This window comes from Psychrobacillus sp. OK028, assembly GCF_900103605.1.
Classification (GTDB): domain Bacteria; phylum Bacillota; class Bacilli; order Bacillales_A; family Planococcaceae; genus Psychrobacillus.
Genome location: NZ_FNHY01000006.1, coordinates 249046 through 266356, shown reverse-complemented (window position 1 = coordinate 266356; position 17311 = coordinate 249046). Strand labels below are relative to the sequence as shown.

Sequence of the window (17311 nt, the reverse complement as noted above, 5' to 3'; positions counted from 1 at the left end):
ACGATGAATACGAATCCGTCTTGTTTAGAAATGATTTCAGACCATGCTGCTGCACCTGATGCGTCTCCGCCTGCTTCACCTAAAAGTGGTAATTTAAAATCTGCAATGTCGATAATTTCATATTCTGCATCTCCACGCTTGTCCGCTAGTTCTTTTACCCATGCTCCAACTTGTGGACTAACTCGTCCTTCACGTGTACTTCCTAATACAATACCAATTTTCATCATGTCATTTCCTCCTGTTTGTTCTTCATTTGTTTTTTGTCCGAATAATTTTTTCATAATGCTCATGCTTTTACCTCTAATCATTATCTATTTTTTTGTGACAGTTTTTCATCAAGTGATAAGTTAATCGGGTTAGCTAAGACAAAATAAACACCGATTGCTAAAAAGACTAATTCTAGCTCGTATCCAGCTGATACACCATCGCCTAATAACCCCAATGATAATTTCGCTGAGAAAATTGCTCCTAGCATTATAACCGCAAATAGACCACCAATTACACGTGTTCCAAATCCAATTATTAATAGTAAACCACCAACTAATTCAATAATTGCAATTGCGTATGCAAGAGATCCTGGTAAACCAAGCGAATCAAAATATCCAACTGTATTTGAAATACCACCTTGGAATTTTGCTATGCCATGTATTAAGAACATAAGTCCAAACACGACGCGTAAAATAAGTGTTGCAAGTTGTTGCTTCTTCATTAAAAAATCCTCCATTTAAGTTACTTAACGTAACCAACTATAATATAGTTATTAAATAAATACAATACATTTGCTTACAAAAAGTAATTTAAATAAAAAATGATTTTCTGTATTTAGAAAATCATGGAGTACTAAGGCTACCAGCAGTTAGGGATTATAAAAGAAAAAAACAAGCATTCTAATGAATGCTTGTTTTAGTAAACTATTTTTGCCAAGGTGGATTGTAAGATACATACGTTCCTGCTATAAAGTCATGAATTGCTCTTTTGTCTTCGCGAATCCCTACCATAAAGGCACTGACAATAACACCAATCCCTAAAGTGAGTGCGTATATAAGACCAGCTATTAAATGGCGCATAATCATAGTCCATAAGCTAACATCCGTATCATCTAATTTCACAACGCGAATTCCGAGAATTTTCTTTCCGACAGTGTATCCAACCCAAAATGTAGGGACTAAGATGAAATATAAATTTGAACCTAATGTAGTAAACCAAGTATCACTTTCGCCAAAAATAATGTAACTAATAATAGCTAGCGGTAAACCCATGATAATACCATCTAATAAACTGGCACCAAATCTAATCCAAAAGCCAGCTGGGTTCATCTTTTCCAACTCCTTTCAAGAACCTATAACGCAGAGTCATCCACACTATTTAAATATTCTTCAATCGAACCAATGACCGATTTAACACAGCCATCCTCAAAAGGGGAGATTAAGTTAGCTTCTGCTACTAATTTAGTGAAAGATTTTGATCCTCCAAGCTGACAAAGGTGTAAATAATCCTTCCAAGCAGCTTCATGATCCTCTCTTGAGCGTTTCCAAAATTGGAATGCACAAATTTGAGCAAGCGTGTAATCGATATAGTAGAACGGGCTAGCATAAATATGTGCTTGTCGTTGCCAGAACCCGCCAGCCTCATAATAGCTATTACCATCATAATCCCGATGTGGTAAATAAATTTCCTCGATTTTCTTCCAAGCTGCCTTACGCTCAGCAGGAGTCATCGCTGGATTTTCATAGACGGCATGCTGAAATTCATCTACTGCAACTCCGTAGGGAAGGAACAGAAGTCCGCTACTTAAATGAGCAAACTTATACTTGTCGGTTTGTTCCTTAAAGAATAACTCCATCCAAGGCCATGTAAAGAATTCCATACTCATCGAGTGTATTTCACAAGACTCAAAAGTTGGCCAAACATACTCAGGAATCCCAATGTTACGACTTGTATATACTTGGAAAGCATGACCGGCTTCGTGTGTTAGTACATCAATATCTCCAGATGTACCATTGAAATTTGAGAAAATATATGGAGATTCATAGTTATCTATAAACGTACAATAACCACCGGCTTCTTTCCCTTTTTTCGCAACTAAATCCATCAAATCACGGTCAATCATAAATTGGAAAAACTCTGCTGTTTCCGGAGAAAGCTCCTCATACATTTTCTTTCCATTTTCCACAATCCACTCTGGAGAACCTTGTGGAGTTGCATTTCCACTAAGGAAGTTGAATGGTTCATCATAATATTTTAGGCTTTCTACACCAATTCGTTTTGCCTGACGTTCATAAAGCTTCGTCGCAACAGGAACAATATAATCACGCACTTGATCACGGAAATTTTTAACCATCTCTGCATTGTAATCAATACGATTCATACGGATATAGCCGAGCTCTACAAAATTTTTGTACCCAAGCGTTGTTGCAATCTCATGGCGAACTTTTACTAGTTGATCATACAGGTCATCAAATTTAGCTTCATTTTCTTGGAAAAATCCGCCACTAATCTCTCTAGCTTTTTTACGTGTTTCACGATCTGTCGATTCCGTGTACGGCCCTAGCTGTGCAAGTGTTAATGTCTCTCCATTAAACTCCACCTGTGCAGATGCAACTAGCTTCGAGTAGTCGGAAGAAAGTTTATTTTCCTTTTGCATTAGAGATATAATTTCTGGCGAGAAAGCTTTGATTTGGAAATCTGCCAAGTCAAAAAGTTGACTGCCCCACTTAGCTTCCAATTCGTCTCGAAACGGTGATTCCACTAAAGCCTTGTAATATTCAGTAATCATTTCTTCAATTTCAGGATTGGTCTCATCAAAATAATCGCGCTCTTTTTGATAGAACTCATCATTCGTATCGATAGAGGCACGAATATAAACTAAGTTTGCCTGTGTAGAATAGTCATTGCGGAAGGCATTCAGGTGCTCAATTGCTTTACTTTGTTCTTCTACGGAAGAAGCTTCCTTAAATTTTGTTAATAACGTTTGAAATGTAGCTTTGTCCTGCTCTAAATTGGGACGTTTGTATTCATAATCCTTAAATGTAACCAATGGAATTCCCCTCTCTATCGTTTCGATTTCCGAAACGCCTTATTTCTATTGTTTATTATTTTCAGATAAATTGCAATCACATTTTTGCTTATTGAAAAAATCTAGACGTTATTGTAGGATGTTTGTAAATTAATAAACGAATGAAGGGATTGTTTGTGAATGGATGTGTCAGAACTATTGTGGAATGCATCTTCAGAACAGCTGAAGGACGGCTATATAGAAGAGGAAGAAATGTATGTGTGCCTATTGTGTGGAAGTAAAGTAGAAAAAGGATTTATTTATCCAAAGAATAATATGTTGTATGAAGCAGAAAAATTCATGAAGTTCCATATTGAAGCAGAGCATGATTCGGTTTTTCATTATCTAATAGGGTTAAACAAAAAGTTGACAGGGTTAACTGATCATCAAAACAGCCTTTTGCGTCTATTTTATGAGGGGAGAAGTGATGTAGAAATACAGAGCGAACTAGGAATTGGAAGCTCTTCAACAATTCGTAATCATCGATTCGTGTTAAAAGAAAAAGAGCGACAAGCAAAAGTATTTTTAGCGATGATGGAACTGCTAAAGGAAAAGGATGATCACGCTCCTACTTTCTTACCTCTTCATAAAACAGCTACGATGGTGGATGATCGCTATAACATCACGCAAGAGGAACAGGAAGATGTCGAAAAGAAATTCTTTCCGGATGGTCTTGATGGTCGTCTAATGAAATTTCCGAAGAAGGAAAAGCAGAAGCTGGCAACGCTGCGGGTCTTAATTCAAAGATTTGAAAAAGAAAAAACCTACACAGAGAAAGAAATAAATCAAATCCTAAAAAATGCTTATGATGACTTCGTAACATTAAGACGTTATCTAATAGAATACGGTTTTCTAGATAGAAAAGATGATGGTAGTGCATATTGGGTGAAAAAATAAACTAAAGGGTGTATTAAAAGTGAAAATTGAATGCACAAGATTTCGAGTGCAAGAAGGAAAAACAGATAAGGTAAATGAATGGTTAGCTTTTTTGAATGAACATATGGAGGAAGTATTAGTTACTCTTGAGGGAGAAAAAATGTATATAGAAACAATTTTTAGAGAGTTTATAAACGGACACGAATATCTTTATTGGTATTCTGTGCAGGGGGAAGATGGACAAGCTGTAGAGGAATCAAAGCATTGGGTTGATATAAAGCATCTCGACTACTGGGAAGAATGTATAGATACATCATATCGAGCAGTAGAACTACAAACAGAGGTAGTAATGATTCCTAACCGAGTTATTAATTCGATGAAATAGTTAAAAGATGGATGAAAGAAAATAGATACGAAACTTTCTTTCACCCTTCCTTTTAGAGTTTCTCAGCCAACTCTAAAATAATACCCTCTGGACCACGAACGTAGCATAACTTATAACTTTCTTCATATTGCTGTATCTCACTAAAGATTTCCGTGCCTCTCTTTTTCAGTTTTGCAACAACAGCTTCAATATTTTCAACAGCAAAGCAAATATGTCGGATACCCAGCGTATTTGCAAAAGGTTGTTGAATATCATTTTCATCTGTTGGCGTATAAAATTTTACTAGCTCTATCCATGTCTGACCACCTGGCATCCCCAATCCTACACAAGCAGTTTTAACACCATGAAGCCCAACTATTCTATCCAACTGTTCACCATCTAATTCCCATTCCGCTTTCACTTCAAGTCCTAAATCAAGAAAAAACGCTTTAGCATTTGAAAGATCATTTACGTTTATACTCACATGGTCTATTCTATTGATTTTCATATCTGATACCTCCTATGGTCCTGTTATTTTCAACTTGTATTCGTGTAAAGTTTGTTTGAAATTCTAATTCAATTAAAACAGGAAATGTCCATCTTCAGACATTAAAGCCCGTCCATCATATTCATTTAGGACAAATCAAATTCTTCCTTTAACAGAGCGTTAATTTAATACAATTACTTTCCAAAAATATATGCCTTTAACAACGCCACACGTTCTCGCATACGAACCTTTTGTTCCACAACTTTTGGAGTTTTGGCAGCTACAACATCTGACTCCCAGCCTAGTTTACTTGCTAATATTTTGGCTCGCTGCAAATGGTAATCACTAGTAATGATTGTTACGGAATGAATATTGTCTGGTATAAATTCCTTTGAGAATAGCAAATTTTCATATGTTGAAGTGGCTTTGTCCTCTATAATGAGCCTGTTTTCTTCTATTCCATTATTCAGTAGAAATTCTTTCATGACAATAGCCTCTTCTATATCTTCATCCGGACCTTGACCCCCTGAAAGCACCAATCTCACATGGGCAAATTCCTTGGCATAGGCAAGAGCTGCATCCAATCTATACTGTAAAGCCAGAGAAGGGACATTCCCTTTTTTCACTTTGGCACCTAGGACAATGGCATATTCATTTGTTCCGTCTGCTTTTGGATCCAGACCATCCTCAAGCCATTTGCCCGTGAGTAACCAAATCCCAATTCCACTAGTAGCCGCTACTATTAAAGGGATTAGCACAATCCACCTCATTTTAGTTTTCATGATATTACCCCGTTTCAGACAGAAGGTTTCTTCTTACTCAAAAAAGTAGAGATTTTCATTTCTTCCCTTCGCCATAAACGACGGAAGTTTTCAATATGCAAAATAACAGCCATCAAAAATAAAAATCCGGCAATAGCCATTGGTCCAATTCCTTCTGCATACCAAATAGATGCCGCGATAAAAACAAAGTAAAAAACAAACACACCGATTAATAAATAGTCCGTTAAAAATGTAGTTCCTATTAATAATAAAAGTCCGATTAAACCAAGGGGCCAGCTAAGAGCGAGTAGCACTCCGATAAGAGTGGCAGTACCTTTTCCACCTTTAAATTTAGTATAAAGAGGAAAGTTATGCCCAAGTATTACAGCCGCACTTGCGCTATATAGCAGAACGTCCTGTTCAACTGATGAGAAGTCTGCGTACTGTAAAACCCAAAAACGTGTCCCAATTACGATTAAAATTCCTTTAAAAATGTCAACAATTGCAACTAAAATACCATATTTTGCACCGAGAACAATAGCAGCATTTGAAGCGCCAGAATTTTTTAAACCTTCTTTTTTAATATTTACGCCACTAAAATATTGCGCTATTTTAGAACCGTGTATGGAACCTACTAAGTAACTAACAATGGTGATACAAATCACTGAAACAACCAATTTCCTACCTCCCGCTAACTTTACTATATTAAACGATTGAAAGAATAAGAAGTTTCAGATTTTTAGAATTGAGTAGTGCACACTAAAAGTTGAGAAAATAGTGGATCACTTATTAATTGCAAGAACAAGTTAAATAATTTATGATACAAACTATAACGTTACGGTTTGGAGTGATTTTGTTGGGAAAGAGAAATTTAAAATTGGTGAATTAGCAGAAAGAACTGGGATAACGAAACGTACGATTGATTATTATACAACGATTGGATTGTTAAAAGCTGAACGTTCTGCTTCGAATTATCGTTATTATTCTTTCGAAGCTATTGATAGACTACGAGTTATCGAAGAAAAGAAGTCGACTGGTATGTCTTTAGAAGAGATTAAACATGAGCTAGAAAAAAGTTCGGTAGAAGAAATAGATATACATGAAATTCGATTGCACATGAAATATTTAGAAAAAGAAGTTTCTCATCTATTAGAACAAATCAATAACAAGGAAGAAAATACAAAGCACTCGATTAAAGAGAAGATATCTACAGAAAGCGTTGCATTGATGCAATCATTACTATTACTTATCACTTAGGAGGTGAAGTCTTACTTTTATAGTAAGACACTTATTGACCATATTAAATCTAACAATTTTTATAATATTATTAGCGTTAACCGGATTCTTTGTAGCAACAGAATTTGCTATTGTAAAAGTACGACAATCTCGAATTGACCAAATTGTTGCGGAAGGTCGCAAAGGATCACTTGCTGCAAAACATGTAACGACACATTTGGATGAATATTTATCCACCTGTCAGCTAGGTATAACAGTTACAGCTCTTGGAATAGGTATGGTAGGAGAATCGACATTTGAATTCATTCTACATCCGTTATTTGAAAGCGTTGGCATCGGTACAGATTATATTCACTATTTCACTATTGGTGGAGCTTTTGCAATTGCGACATTTTTACACGTAGTAGTGGGAGAATTAGCACCTAAAACAGTTGCTATTCAAAAGGCTGAAGCAGTGACACTAGTCTTTGCTAAGCCAATTATGATTTTCTACAAAATTTTGTATCCATTTATTTGGTTCTTAAATGGATCTGCACGGGTATTAGTTGGTCTGTTCGGTATGAAACCAGCCTCTGAACATGAGTTGTCACATACAGAGGAAGAGCTCCGTCTGTTGCTTGCTGACAGCTATAAAAGCGGCGAGATTAATCAGAATGAACTAAAATATGTTAATAATGTCTTTGAATTTGATGATCGAATTGCTCGTGAAATTATGGTGCCGCGCACTAAAATCATAGGATTTGAAAAAAAAGCAACTTTCCATGATGTCTTAACGATTATTTCTGAAGAACGTTATACCCGATATCCTGTGTATGAGGAAGATCGCGACAATATAATCGGTTTTATCAATATCAAGGACTTTTTAACACAAGGTATTAATAACCGAATTACATCAGAGTCATTCGATATTGAAAAATTTATGAATCCTGTAATAAATACAATTGAATCCACTCCAATTAATAACTTGTTATTGAAAATGCAAAAAGAACGTACGCACATAGCTATTCTTCTGGATGAGTACGGAGGGACTTCCGGACTTGTTACGGTAGAGGATATTTTAGAAGAAATAGTGGGGGAAATTCGCGACGAATATGATGAGGATGAGATTGCAGATATTCGAAAAATAGAGGATGATCATTATATTATCCATTCCAATGTGTTGCTAGAGGATGTCGCAAAATTGCTGAGGATTGAATTAGTTAATCCTGACGTAGATACAATTGGCGGATGGTATTATTCACAGGACATTGAACTAGCAGAAGATAATCAGATTGAACAAGATGGTTATACATTTACGATTTATGAAAAAGAGGATAATCAATTAAGTTTTATTGAAGTGAAAAAAACTACTACTTTTTCATAGAGGAAAGAAAGTTTTCTAGATATTAATACAGAAACACAAATAAAAATGTTTTTCAATTTTTCAAAAAAGTGTTGACAAATAGATTGATAGAAATCTATACTGTGATACAAGATGGAAAACTAAATCTAATACTCTTATCAAGAGTGGCGGAGGGAATAGGCCCTACGATGCCCGGCAACCAACAAGTTCTTAACTTGGAAAGGTGCTAAATCCTACAAATTCTAAACGAATTTGGAAGATAAGAGGAGGAACATGCGAATTTGCACCCTCTTCTTAAGTGAAGAGGGTTTTTGTTTGTTCTAATCCTCCCTCGCCTCCAAAAGCGTCCATCTAAACTACATTTTAGGAGGAATTCAAATGACAAATCTTCAAAAAGAAACACTACTTTTACATGGTGGCCAACAGCCAGACCCAGTGACAGGTTCAAGAGCGGTACCGATTCACAAAACAACATCTTTTGTATTCAAAAATACTGAACATGCGCAAAACCTATTTGCTCTTGCGGAAACAGGTAATATCTATTCCCGTATTACGAATCCAACTGTGGATGTTTTTGAACAACGAATTGCATTATTAGAAGGAGGAACAGCAGCAGTTGCACTTTCTTCTGGGATGGCAGCTATTGCATTCTCAATTTTAAATATTGCAGGAGCAGGGGACGAAATTATTGCTGCTGAAAATTTATACGGTGGTACATTTAATTTATTTGCTCATACATTGCCGAGATACGGTATTAAAGTGAAGTTTGTAGATTCTACGGATCCAGAAAATTTCCGAGCAGCTGTTACAGATAAAACAAAAGCATTTTTTGGTGAAATCATCGGAAACCCTAGCTTAAATGTATTAGACGTGGAAAACGTAGCTGCCATCGCTAACGAAGTAGGAGTTCCATTATTGGTAGATAATACGTTTGCTACACCATATGGATCAAATCCGATTAAACATGGTGCTCATGTAGTGATACACTCGGCAACTAAATGGATTGGCGGTCATGGTACAACTATCGGTGGAGTAGTTGTAGATGGAGGAAACTTTAATTGGGATTCTGAGAAATTCCCTGGATTCACACAGCCAGATGTGACCTATCATGGGTTAAGATACGGAATTGATGTTCCAAATGTAGCATTCGCAGTGAAATTACGGGTTCAATTACTTCGTGATTTCGGTCCTACTTTAAGTCCTGAGGCGGCGTTCTCCTTTTTACAAGGATTAGAAACACTTCATCTACGTGTACCAAAGCACAATGAAAATGCACAGAAAATTGCTGAGTACTTAGAAAATAACGAAGAAGTGACTTGGGTTAACTACTTAGGTTTAGAAAGTCATCCTTCACATGAGCTTGCAAAAAAATACTTACAGAACGGTTTTGGTTCTATACTAACTTTCGGAGTAAAAGGTGGTAAAGAAGCAGGACGTAATATTATCGATAATATTGAAATTTGGTCGCATGTAGCTAACGTAGGGGATGCTAAATCACTAATAATCCATCCTGCTTCTACAACACATCAGCAGTTAACACCAGAGGACTTGGTAAAATCAGGAGTTTCAGAAGACTTAATCCGCTTATCGGTAGGGCTAGAAGCAGTAGAAGATTTACAGTCTGCACTTGATAAAGTACTCGTAGGAAAAACAAATGTCCTCTCTAGATAGAATTTTATTGATAATTGGGTAAAGATGGGCTACAATATGTAAAATAGTTCTTCGTAAATAATTGCGATTTAGAATTTTACTAAAAGAAGCAAATTGGAACTCAATTGTGCGGATTCAGTTGGAGGAGATAGCATGGCGACAATAAAAGCAGCAATCCTAGGTTTCGGAACAGTCGGGCAAGGGATTTACCACATTGTAAACGAAAAAAGAGAAGATCTTAAAAAGTCGTTAGGATTAGATTTGGAAATTAGTGCTATTCTCGTAAACAATGTTGGTAAAGAAAGAATAGCTACACCGGGTGTCTTAGTTACTGATGACTTCGAGGATATTATCAATATTCCTGGGCTCCAAGTAGTATTCGAGGCAATTGTGAATGAAGAACCAGCGTATAACTACCTATGTAGAGCAATTGATAAAGGGTGTCACGTAATAACAGCAAATAAAGTGATGTTTTCTAAATACAGTATTCCATTGCATGAGCGTGCCAAGTCTCGAGGAGTATTTATAGGATATGAGGCAACCACTGCAGGTGGAGTTCCTGTTATTAAAACTTTGAAAAATCTTTTACAAGTTAACTCTGTGAAAAGGATTCAAGGAATTTTAAATGGAACATCGAATTACATTTTGACACAAATGCGTCAGGATGAATGTCAGTTTGATGATTCATTAAAAGAGGCACAGGACCTTGGTTATGCAGAAGCAGATCCTTATAACGACGTGTCCGGTCAAGATGCATTCCGTAAACTGATGATTCTTAGTGCACTAGCGTTTAAAAAACAACCTAATTGGAACGATGTTCGTGTAGTTGGAATTGACGAAATCTCATTAGAGGACGTCCGAAGAGCGAAGGAAAAGGGACTACGTTACCGTCATGTGGCGGAAATAGAGCAAGACGAAAACGGAGAACTTTACGCTTCTGTTGGTCCACAATTAGTAGGAGCAGATCATCCATTATACTCCATCGAAGGAGTAAACAACGCAGTTGCTCTAGACACAAATTATATTGGGACACTAACATTAGTTGGTCCTGGAGCAGGTATGTACCCAACTGCAAGTGTGATGGTAGAGGATTATGCAGAAATAATTGGCAAAAGAGCAGGATTCTTTATTACGATCTAATTTCCAGGTAAAAACGAATAGTCTAAGTGTTTAAGGTCAGTTAGTATTTAAAGTGGTATTTGTTGATTGAATGCAAGTCGGCGACTTCAAGTGGGAATAGCAAATGTTTCTGTACCTATTGTGGAGCATCAGGTACACGAGAGAGACTACTGACTCGAGCCTTGCCCACGAAAAGCGTCCGCCTGGAGTGGAATCAGCAGTTTATTAAAACAAAAGGACATTCTCCTCATTCGGAGAACGTCCTTTTCCTTTGTATTAATCTTCATCTTTTACATCAATATCATCAGGGATTGGAGTATTTCGCCATTCATCGATTTGTCGCTTCAAGTCCTCAATTTGCTGTAAGTGTGTTTCAAACTGAGCGCTATTAACGTAATACTCTTCACCATCAAAAATAGCGCGAATTTTCTTTTCTGAAATATATCGTTTTACTTGATCAATAGGCATTGATAAATAATTCGCAGTTTCTTCTACTGTCATATACATGTAAAATGCCTCCTATCGTTATTAGTATAAGATACGATTGGCAGTAACTCAATATGTGCTATATTGGAAGTTAGAAAATGTGGGAAGGTAGGGGGAAAACTTGACCGTATTGCCATACATATTTGTACTATTCGGTGCTATTTTGTGGGGGACAACAGGAACCGCACAAACATTTTTGCCAGACAGTGCACACCCTTTTATTATTAGTGCTGGACGTTCTGCAACAGGAGGATTATTCCTTCTAATCATTATGATTCTATTAAAAAAAATTAAATTTCGTTCATGGCCCTGGAAACAAACACTATACGCCGCTATTTGTATTTCATTGTTTCAGCTCTTATTCTTTTCATCTGTGCGTTTAACCGGGGTAGCAATAGCGAGTGTGGTTGCAATAGGAAGTGCACCTGTATTTTCAGGTTTAATAGAGTGGATATTTTTAAAGATGCGTCCTACAAAGATTTGGGGAATTTCCACTGGCTTAGCTATTACCGGCTGTATGTTTTTATTTGTTACAAAAGGTGAAGTGAGCATTAATCCATTAGGGGTTCTATACTCATTGGTCGCAGGTCTTATTTTTGCATTGTATACGATGACGAGTAAATCTATGCTGCAAAAGGAAAATGCTATATCTGTAGTTGCAATGACCTTCTCGCTTAGTGCATTATTGTTAACCCCTTTCTATTTTATACTGGATGTAAGTTGGTTGAAGGATGCTGGAAATATAGGAATTATTTTTTATTTAGGAATAGCAACAACTAGTATTGCTTATGTATTATACGGATGGGGGCTACATAAAATCCCCGCTTCCTCGGCGTTAACTTTGTCCTTGGCAGAGCCGACTACAGCGGCTTTACTTGGGGTTGTTGTAGTGGGAGAAATACTTAGCGTAACTTCTTGGGTAGGGATTGGTTTATTACTTGGGAGTATAGCTATTTTAACGTTAGGGAGTAAATCCGCTAGCCGGTCACTTGAGAAAAAAGGTAAAGTGTCTGTTTAAATAGAACTAAATAAATACAAAAGGCTGTTTCGGGATATATCGGAACAGCCTTTCTTGTACATAAAAATTGTTTTTAACATTTGAAAACGTCATGTTGATGAGTATCGTCTATTAGTTAAAGGCATGGTTAGGGGAGTGTGGGATGAATCGTTTTTTGGCAGAGCAACAATTTCAAAAAGTTATGGAAGAATACACCGACTATTTGTTAAAGCTTGCCTACTTATATATAAAAGATTGGTCGGCTGCTGAGGATATCATACAGGATGTATTTTTAACCTATTATCAAAAATTTGAACAGTTTGAAGAACGTTCTTCATTGAAAACTTATTTAGCAAAAATAACGATTAATAAATGTAAGGATTATTTAAAAAGCTGGAGATATCGTAAACAGGTGTTAACGAATAACTTTATAAATCCTGCAAAAAAGGGCAGAAACCGAATAATAGAAGAGGATGAAAAGTTAGAACTTGCAGATGCAGTCCTCCAGCTACCAGTAAAGTATCGAGAAGTCATTATTTATTATTATTTTGAAGAATTATCCGTGTTAGAAATTGCTCTACTACTGTCCATCCCAGACAATACCGTCAAGACAAGGCTCAGAAAAGCGCGATCAATTTTAAAGATTCAATTGAAAGAGAATGATTGGGAGGTGCTAATCCATGAATGAAATAAAACAACAGCTGCTAACCAAAATGGGTGATACATCTGAACGAGTACATCGAATTCAACAGCAGGTGAACTTAAAAAAATCAAAAAAGACTAATGAAAATAAGGAACGCTGGGTGTACTACGGCATACTCGTTACATTTATAGGATTACTCGCATTTAGCGCAAATTTATGGTCTTCAAAATTAATAAATGAAAATGGTCAACTAACAGAACCAGGATTAGTCGTAGCACCAGAAGAAGAGGACACTGAAATCACTTTTGAAAAAGGGGATAATTACGAGGAACTAAAACAATATTTTCCTCCGCATGGTACGGAGGCTGTTTTTTTAGGTGGCTTCGAAAATGGTGGAAGTACTACTCAAACGTATTGGTTGGATGATCATTATGTCCAACAGGTTATGAGTAATGATGGCGGGAGTGTTGAGCGTATTTATCGCTTGAACGGGAATCAAATTGAAATTGTTTATGAAGAGATGGTGGATGATGTATCGGGTCGATTGCAATGGGCAAGTGAGGAATTAAACAAACTTCCCAAGGGAGAGCTTTTTTTGGAAGCTCCTTTAGAAATAGGAGATGAGTATGGAGATTGGACTGTGATGGACACATCAGGAAAGGTCACTACTACGTACGGAGATTTTACAAATGTATTGATTTTCGAAAGTATAAAAGATGACCATCGAATGAGAAGGTATTATGTCCCAGGTTTTGGTGAGGTGAAATGGGAAAGTGATTATCTGGACAAGGAAAGCGGTGAATATGAACCGATGACTTACACGGACTTGGCTAGTTTTAAGGTAGTTGAAGAAGAGGTAATAACTCCTGCTCATTTTGATGTGAAAATTGAAAATGATTTTAAACCTTCTAAACATACTCCATGGCAGCCTTCACCAAGTGGTAAGCAACAGGTAACAATTGAAGGGATTTTTGAACAGGCTGGGGAAGAAGGAGAAGATATATTAGTTATAGAAAACTTGGAAACGGACGAATCTACCATTTTTAAATTGCAAGATAATGTGAACGGGCAATTTACACCTAAGAAAGTAGAGTGGATTGATGAAGACAGAATCTTCGTTATCATAGGAAATGCATATGGAATGGTAACGATGGGAGGGAAGCTATATGAGCTAAATATAAAAGATAATATCGTCACTCCAGTTATTACAGACCTAACACCGAGAGAAGAGATTATGTCTGTTAAAGTCAATCAAGACGGTACATTTACTTACGAGAAACATGTGTATGATACAGATAGTATGGAGCAGAGTGAAAGCCATGTAGAGGAAGGGGTACTTCCTATTCCAGTTAAGGAAAAAAATAAGAAAGTCAGCTTTTGGGAAGATCTAGCTAATTTTGAAACAATAGATCTGACGGGATACGGATTAGAAAATCTACAAGGGGTAGAAGTTCTCGAAAATACTGAAAGTCTTTTTTTAGCTAACAACAATTTATCGGATATAACTTCCTTGAAGCATTTAGAGAAACTTAAGTTCCTAGAATTAAGTAACAACAAAATTACATCTATAGAAGCACTACAAGATCTAACAAATTTAAATAATCTCATATTAAACGGTAATCCTATTAATGATTTTACTACTATTAGTAAACTCGAACATTTAACATTTCTATCTTTACAAGAGACACAGATAGATACGCTTACAGACGTTCACGAACTGAAATACTTAAATCGAATAAATATTTCAGAGACAGAAGTGTCAGATTTGACACCTTTAGAAAACTTAAAGGAATTAACTTATCTAGATATTCGAGGAACCAATATAACAAGCATTAAACCATTAGTAAGGCTGGATAAGCTAAAATATCTTTTATTGGATAAAGACAAAGTGTTAGATTGGGAATTACTAGCTAAAAAAGAAGGTCTCCGAATATCCGAGGAAATTATTCTTGCAGAATAAAAAACATAACCTAAAACAAGAAAGGGGGGTGTGACGTGAGTCATGCCTCCCTAAAAAGCTTTCTTAATCAATCTTATTGTTGTTCTGTAATCCGTCTAGCTTTCTAGAAATCTCTCTTAAAAGCATATTGCGTTCATTGTTAGATTTAACAAGTGTTATAACTAAATCCCCGTTTTTAAAACCCCAACGCACCTCGGACATCTGCCATATAAGATTGACTGACAGGCAACTCAGTTCCATCCAGTAACTGAACTAGTAAATTTGAAGAAAAATCGCGTACAATTCGGTCGATAAATGAAATATTTACAATATAAGAGCGGTGAATCCGTAAAAAGCTATCGGGCAGTCGTAGTTGTAAGTCTTTCAGGGGAATACTTGTTTTATAAGGTTCCTTATTGGCATAGAACCATGTCTTTTTTTGGAGACTTTCTATATGAGACACTTTTTCAATTGGAATAGGCTTCCACTCGTCTTCTTGCTTCCCTGTCAAAAATTTATAAGGAGCAGTGATGGGGACTGCGTGATGAGGAGGCAGTATTACTACTAATGCAGCCTTTTCTCCGTTAATCTCAATTGGATAACCGATTCCGTAATAAGGTGCTTGAAATGATGTATCCACTAGTACAGCTTCTGTTCTACATCCTTTTCTCAGTACCAGATCTGCAATACTATTAGTCTGAATTTTTTGTCCTTCTTTTATATGAAGATCATATCCCCTTGCCAAATAGTAAATATACTGATCCCCTACAGCTATAGCTATAGAGGCCTCTTTCGGAACCCATTCCTCTATTATTAAACTGTATTGTTTTAATTGGTCCTGTCTAAATTCCACTAATACACCTCCGAAATCATAATATTCTGCATTCGTCATTCTGATTCTTCATTCATCCTTAAAAAATGGTCTTTCATCCAAAAATCAATACAAGAAATATCATTGTGTTATATATTAGATTACAAGAAAAGGAACTGTTATGATACAGTAAAAAAGTCGTATTTTTTAAATAAGGTTCCTCTAAAAAATATTAGGGAGTGTATGTAAATGTCAAAAAGACAACAACAGGTAGAAGAGCTTCAACAACAATGGAAAGAAGAAAGTCGCTGGAAAGGAATTGAACGTCCATACTCAGCAGAGGATGTAGTGAAACTACGAGGATCTGTCATCATTGAACAAACATTAGCTCGTAAAGGAGCAGACCGTTTATGGAAGTCGCTTCACCAAGAAGACTTCATCAATGCGCTTGGAGCTTTAACAGGTAACCAGGCAGTACAACAGGTAAAGGCTGGACTTCAAGCGATTTACTTAAGTGGTTGGCAAGTGGCAGCGGATGCAAACCTTTCGGGTCAAATGTATCCCGACCAAAGCTTATACCCAGCGAACAGTGTACCGGCTGTAGTTAAGCGTATTAATCAAGCGTTACAGCGTGCAGACCAGATTGACCAGGCAGAAGGTAGGGAAGATGAGTTTGACTGGTTCGCACCTATCATTGCAGATGCGGAAGCAGGGTTTGGTGGACCATTAAATGTTTTTGAACTAATGAAAGGTATGATTGAAGCTGGAGCAGCTGGCGTACATTTAGAAGATCAGCTTGCATCGGAAAAGAAATGTGGTCACCTTGGAGGAAAGGTTCTTCTGCCAACTCAAAATGCTATTCGTAATTTAGTATCAGCACGACTAGCTGCAGATGTAATGGGTGTACCAACTGTACTAATTGCACGTACAGATGCAGATGCTGCTGATATGGTTACAAGTGACATTGATCCACGTGACGCAGATTTCTTAACAGGCGAAAGAACTCCAGAGGGATTCTTCAGAACAAAACCAGGAATTGAACAAGCAATTGCACGTGGCTTAGCATACGCACCATATGCAGATCTTATCTGGTGTGAAACGTCACACCCTAGTTTAGAGGAAGCAAAACAATTCGCTGACGCTATTCATGCAGAATTCCCAGACAAATTGCTAGCTTACAATTGTTCGCCATCCTTCAACTGGGAAGCAAACTTGGATCAAGAAACAATTGCAAAGTACCAAGTAGAGCTTGGGAAAATGGGCTATAAATTCCAATTCGTCACACTTGCAGGTTTCCACGCTTTGAACCACAGCATGTTTGAACTAGCGCATGAATATAAAACAAATGGTATGGCTGCTTACTCTAAGCTTCAACAAGCAGAATTCGCAAACGAAGCAAAAGGGTACACCGCGACTAAACATCAGCGTGAAGTAGGAACTGGATACTTCGATGAAATCTCACAAATCGTTTCGGGAGGAACTTCTTCTACTACAGCGATGAAAGGCTCTACAGAGGTAGCACAATTTGCTTAAACCAAACATGGG

At 36.9% G+C, this 17311-nt stretch carries 19 protein-coding genes and 1 riboswitch; of the genes, 10 read left to right on the top strand and 9 right to left on the bottom strand.

What is annotated here, in order from left to right; genetic code table 11:
- The 4 genes from BLR36_RS12350 to BLR36_RS12335 all read right to left on the bottom strand — a co-directional run.
- Positions 1-290, bottom strand: a 290-nt coding sequence (locus BLR36_RS12350; protein ID WP_139185095.1) for an NADPH-dependent FMN reductase, incomplete at its 3' end; no start/stop codon positions are given.
- 17 nt (positions 291-307) lie between these two features.
- Positions 308-709, bottom strand: coding sequence for a DoxX family protein (locus BLR36_RS12345; protein ID WP_093062035.1), 402 nt, complete (start codon positions 707-709; stop codon positions 308-310).
- Between the two features lie 202 nt (positions 710-911).
- Positions 912-1325, bottom strand: coding sequence for an RDD family protein (locus tag BLR36_RS12340; RefSeq protein ID WP_371326722.1), 414 nt, complete (start codon positions 1323-1325; stop codon positions 912-914).
- Positions 1326-1339: 14 nt separating this feature from the next.
- Entirely contained in the window at positions 1340-3037 is a 1698-nt protein-coding gene (locus BLR36_RS12335) for a M3 family oligoendopeptidase (protein ID WP_093062033.1), read from the bottom strand.
- A 159-nt stretch (positions 3038-3196) separates the two neighbouring features.
- Between BLR36_RS12335 and BLR36_RS12330 the strand changes: the two genes are divergently transcribed.
- Together BLR36_RS12330 and BLR36_RS12325 are read left to right on the top strand one after the other, a co-directional pair.
- Complete coding sequence (locus BLR36_RS12330; RefSeq protein WP_093062032.1) at positions 3197-3952, top strand: DUF2087 domain-containing protein; 756 nt, start codon at positions 3197-3199, stop codon at positions 3950-3952.
- A gap of 19 nt (positions 3953-3971) precedes the next feature.
- On the top strand, positions 3972-4316 hold the full coding sequence (locus tag BLR36_RS12325; RefSeq protein ID WP_093062031.1) for a DUF6176 family protein: 345 nt from the start codon (positions 3972-3974) through the stop codon (positions 4314-4316).
- Positions 4317-4368: 52 nt separating this feature from the next.
- Here BLR36_RS12325 and BLR36_RS12320 read toward each other — a convergent pair whose 3' ends face one another.
- The 3 genes from BLR36_RS12320 to BLR36_RS12310 all read right to left on the bottom strand — a co-directional run bounded on the left by BLR36_RS12320 (position 4369) and on the right by BLR36_RS12310 (position 6220).
- Positions 4369-4803, bottom strand: coding sequence for a VOC family protein (locus BLR36_RS12320; protein WP_093062030.1), 435 nt, complete (start codon positions 4801-4803; stop codon positions 4369-4371).
- A gap of 173 nt (positions 4804-4976) precedes the next feature.
- Entirely contained in the window at positions 4977-5564 is a 588-nt protein-coding gene (locus BLR36_RS12315) for a YdcF family protein (protein ID WP_254771400.1), read from the bottom strand.
- 14 nt (positions 5565-5578) lie between these two features.
- Positions 5579-6220, bottom strand: coding sequence for a glycerol-3-phosphate acyltransferase (locus BLR36_RS12310; RefSeq protein WP_093062029.1), 642 nt, complete (start codon positions 6218-6220; stop codon positions 5579-5581).
- 133 nt (positions 6221-6353) lie between these two features.
- On the opposite strand from BLR36_RS12310, the gene BLR36_RS12305 reads away from it, so the two are divergent.
- The 4 genes from BLR36_RS12305 to BLR36_RS12290 all read left to right on the top strand — a co-directional run bounded on the left by BLR36_RS12305 (position 6354) and on the right by BLR36_RS12290 (position 10911).
- Positions 6354-6800 carry a MerR family transcriptional regulator gene (locus BLR36_RS12305; protein WP_093062028.1) on the top strand — a complete coding sequence of 149 codons (447 nt, stop codon included), beginning with the start codon at positions 6354-6356 and terminating at the stop codon, positions 6798-6800.
- Positions 6801-6834: 34 nt separating this feature from the next.
- Entirely contained in the window at positions 6835-8142 is a 1308-nt protein-coding gene (locus BLR36_RS12300; RefSeq protein ID WP_093062027.1) for a hemolysin family protein, read from the top strand.
- Positions 8143-8273: 131 nt separating this feature from the next.
- Positions 8274-8387: riboswitch (SAM riboswitch) on the top strand.
- 112 nt (positions 8388-8499) lie between these two features.
- Positions 8500-9792, top strand: coding sequence for an O-acetylhomoserine aminocarboxypropyltransferase/cysteine synthase family protein (locus BLR36_RS12295; RefSeq protein ID WP_093062026.1), 1293 nt, complete (start codon positions 8500-8502; stop codon positions 9790-9792).
- Between the two features lie 132 nt (positions 9793-9924).
- Positions 9925-10911, top strand: a complete 987-nt coding sequence (locus tag BLR36_RS12290) for a homoserine dehydrogenase (RefSeq protein WP_093062025.1) — start codon at positions 9925-9927, stop codon at positions 10909-10911.
- Between the two features lie 255 nt (positions 10912-11166).
- On the opposite strand, the gene BLR36_RS12285 is transcribed toward BLR36_RS12290, so the two are convergent.
- The gene (locus tag BLR36_RS12285; RefSeq protein ID WP_090569977.1) at positions 11167-11397 is read right to left on the bottom strand and encodes an excisionase family DNA-binding protein; all 231 of its coding nucleotides are present in this window, start codon (positions 11395-11397) and stop codon (positions 11167-11169) included.
- Positions 11398-11497: 100 nt separating this feature from the next.
- On the opposite strand from BLR36_RS12285, the gene BLR36_RS12280 reads away from it, so the two are divergent.
- The 3 genes from BLR36_RS12280 to BLR36_RS12270 all read left to right on the top strand — a co-directional run bounded on the left by BLR36_RS12280 (position 11498) and on the right by BLR36_RS12270 (position 14976).
- The gene (locus BLR36_RS12280) at positions 11498-12394 is read left to right on the top strand and encodes a DMT family transporter (RefSeq protein WP_093062024.1); all 897 of its coding nucleotides are present in this window, start codon (positions 11498-11500) and stop codon (positions 12392-12394) included.
- A gap of 142 nt (positions 12395-12536) precedes the next feature.
- On the top strand, positions 12537-13061 hold the full coding sequence (locus tag BLR36_RS12275; RefSeq protein WP_093062023.1) for a sigma-70 family RNA polymerase sigma factor: 525 nt from the start codon (positions 12537-12539) through the stop codon (positions 13059-13061).
- Positions 13054-14976 carry a DUF4652 domain-containing protein gene (locus BLR36_RS12270; RefSeq protein ID WP_093062022.1) on the top strand — a complete coding sequence of 641 codons (1923 nt, stop codon included), beginning with the start codon at positions 13054-13056 and terminating at the stop codon, positions 14974-14976. The genes BLR36_RS12275 and BLR36_RS12270 overlap by 8 nt, the downstream gene beginning before the upstream one ends.
- Before the next feature lie 175 nt (positions 14977-15151).
- Here the strand turns inward: BLR36_RS12270 and BLR36_RS12265 are convergent, their stop codons facing one another.
- Positions 15152-15847, bottom strand: a complete 696-nt coding sequence (locus BLR36_RS12265; protein ID WP_093062021.1) for a LytTR family DNA-binding domain-containing protein — start codon at positions 15845-15847, stop codon at positions 15152-15154.
- 168 nt (positions 15848-16015) lie between these two features.
- Here BLR36_RS12265 and aceA point away from each other — a divergent pair, with 168 nt between their 5' ends.
- Positions 16016-17299, top strand: coding sequence for an isocitrate lyase (aceA, locus tag BLR36_RS12260; protein WP_093062020.1), 1284 nt, complete (start codon positions 16016-16018; stop codon positions 17297-17299).
- Positions 17300-17311: the final 12 nt, after the last annotated feature.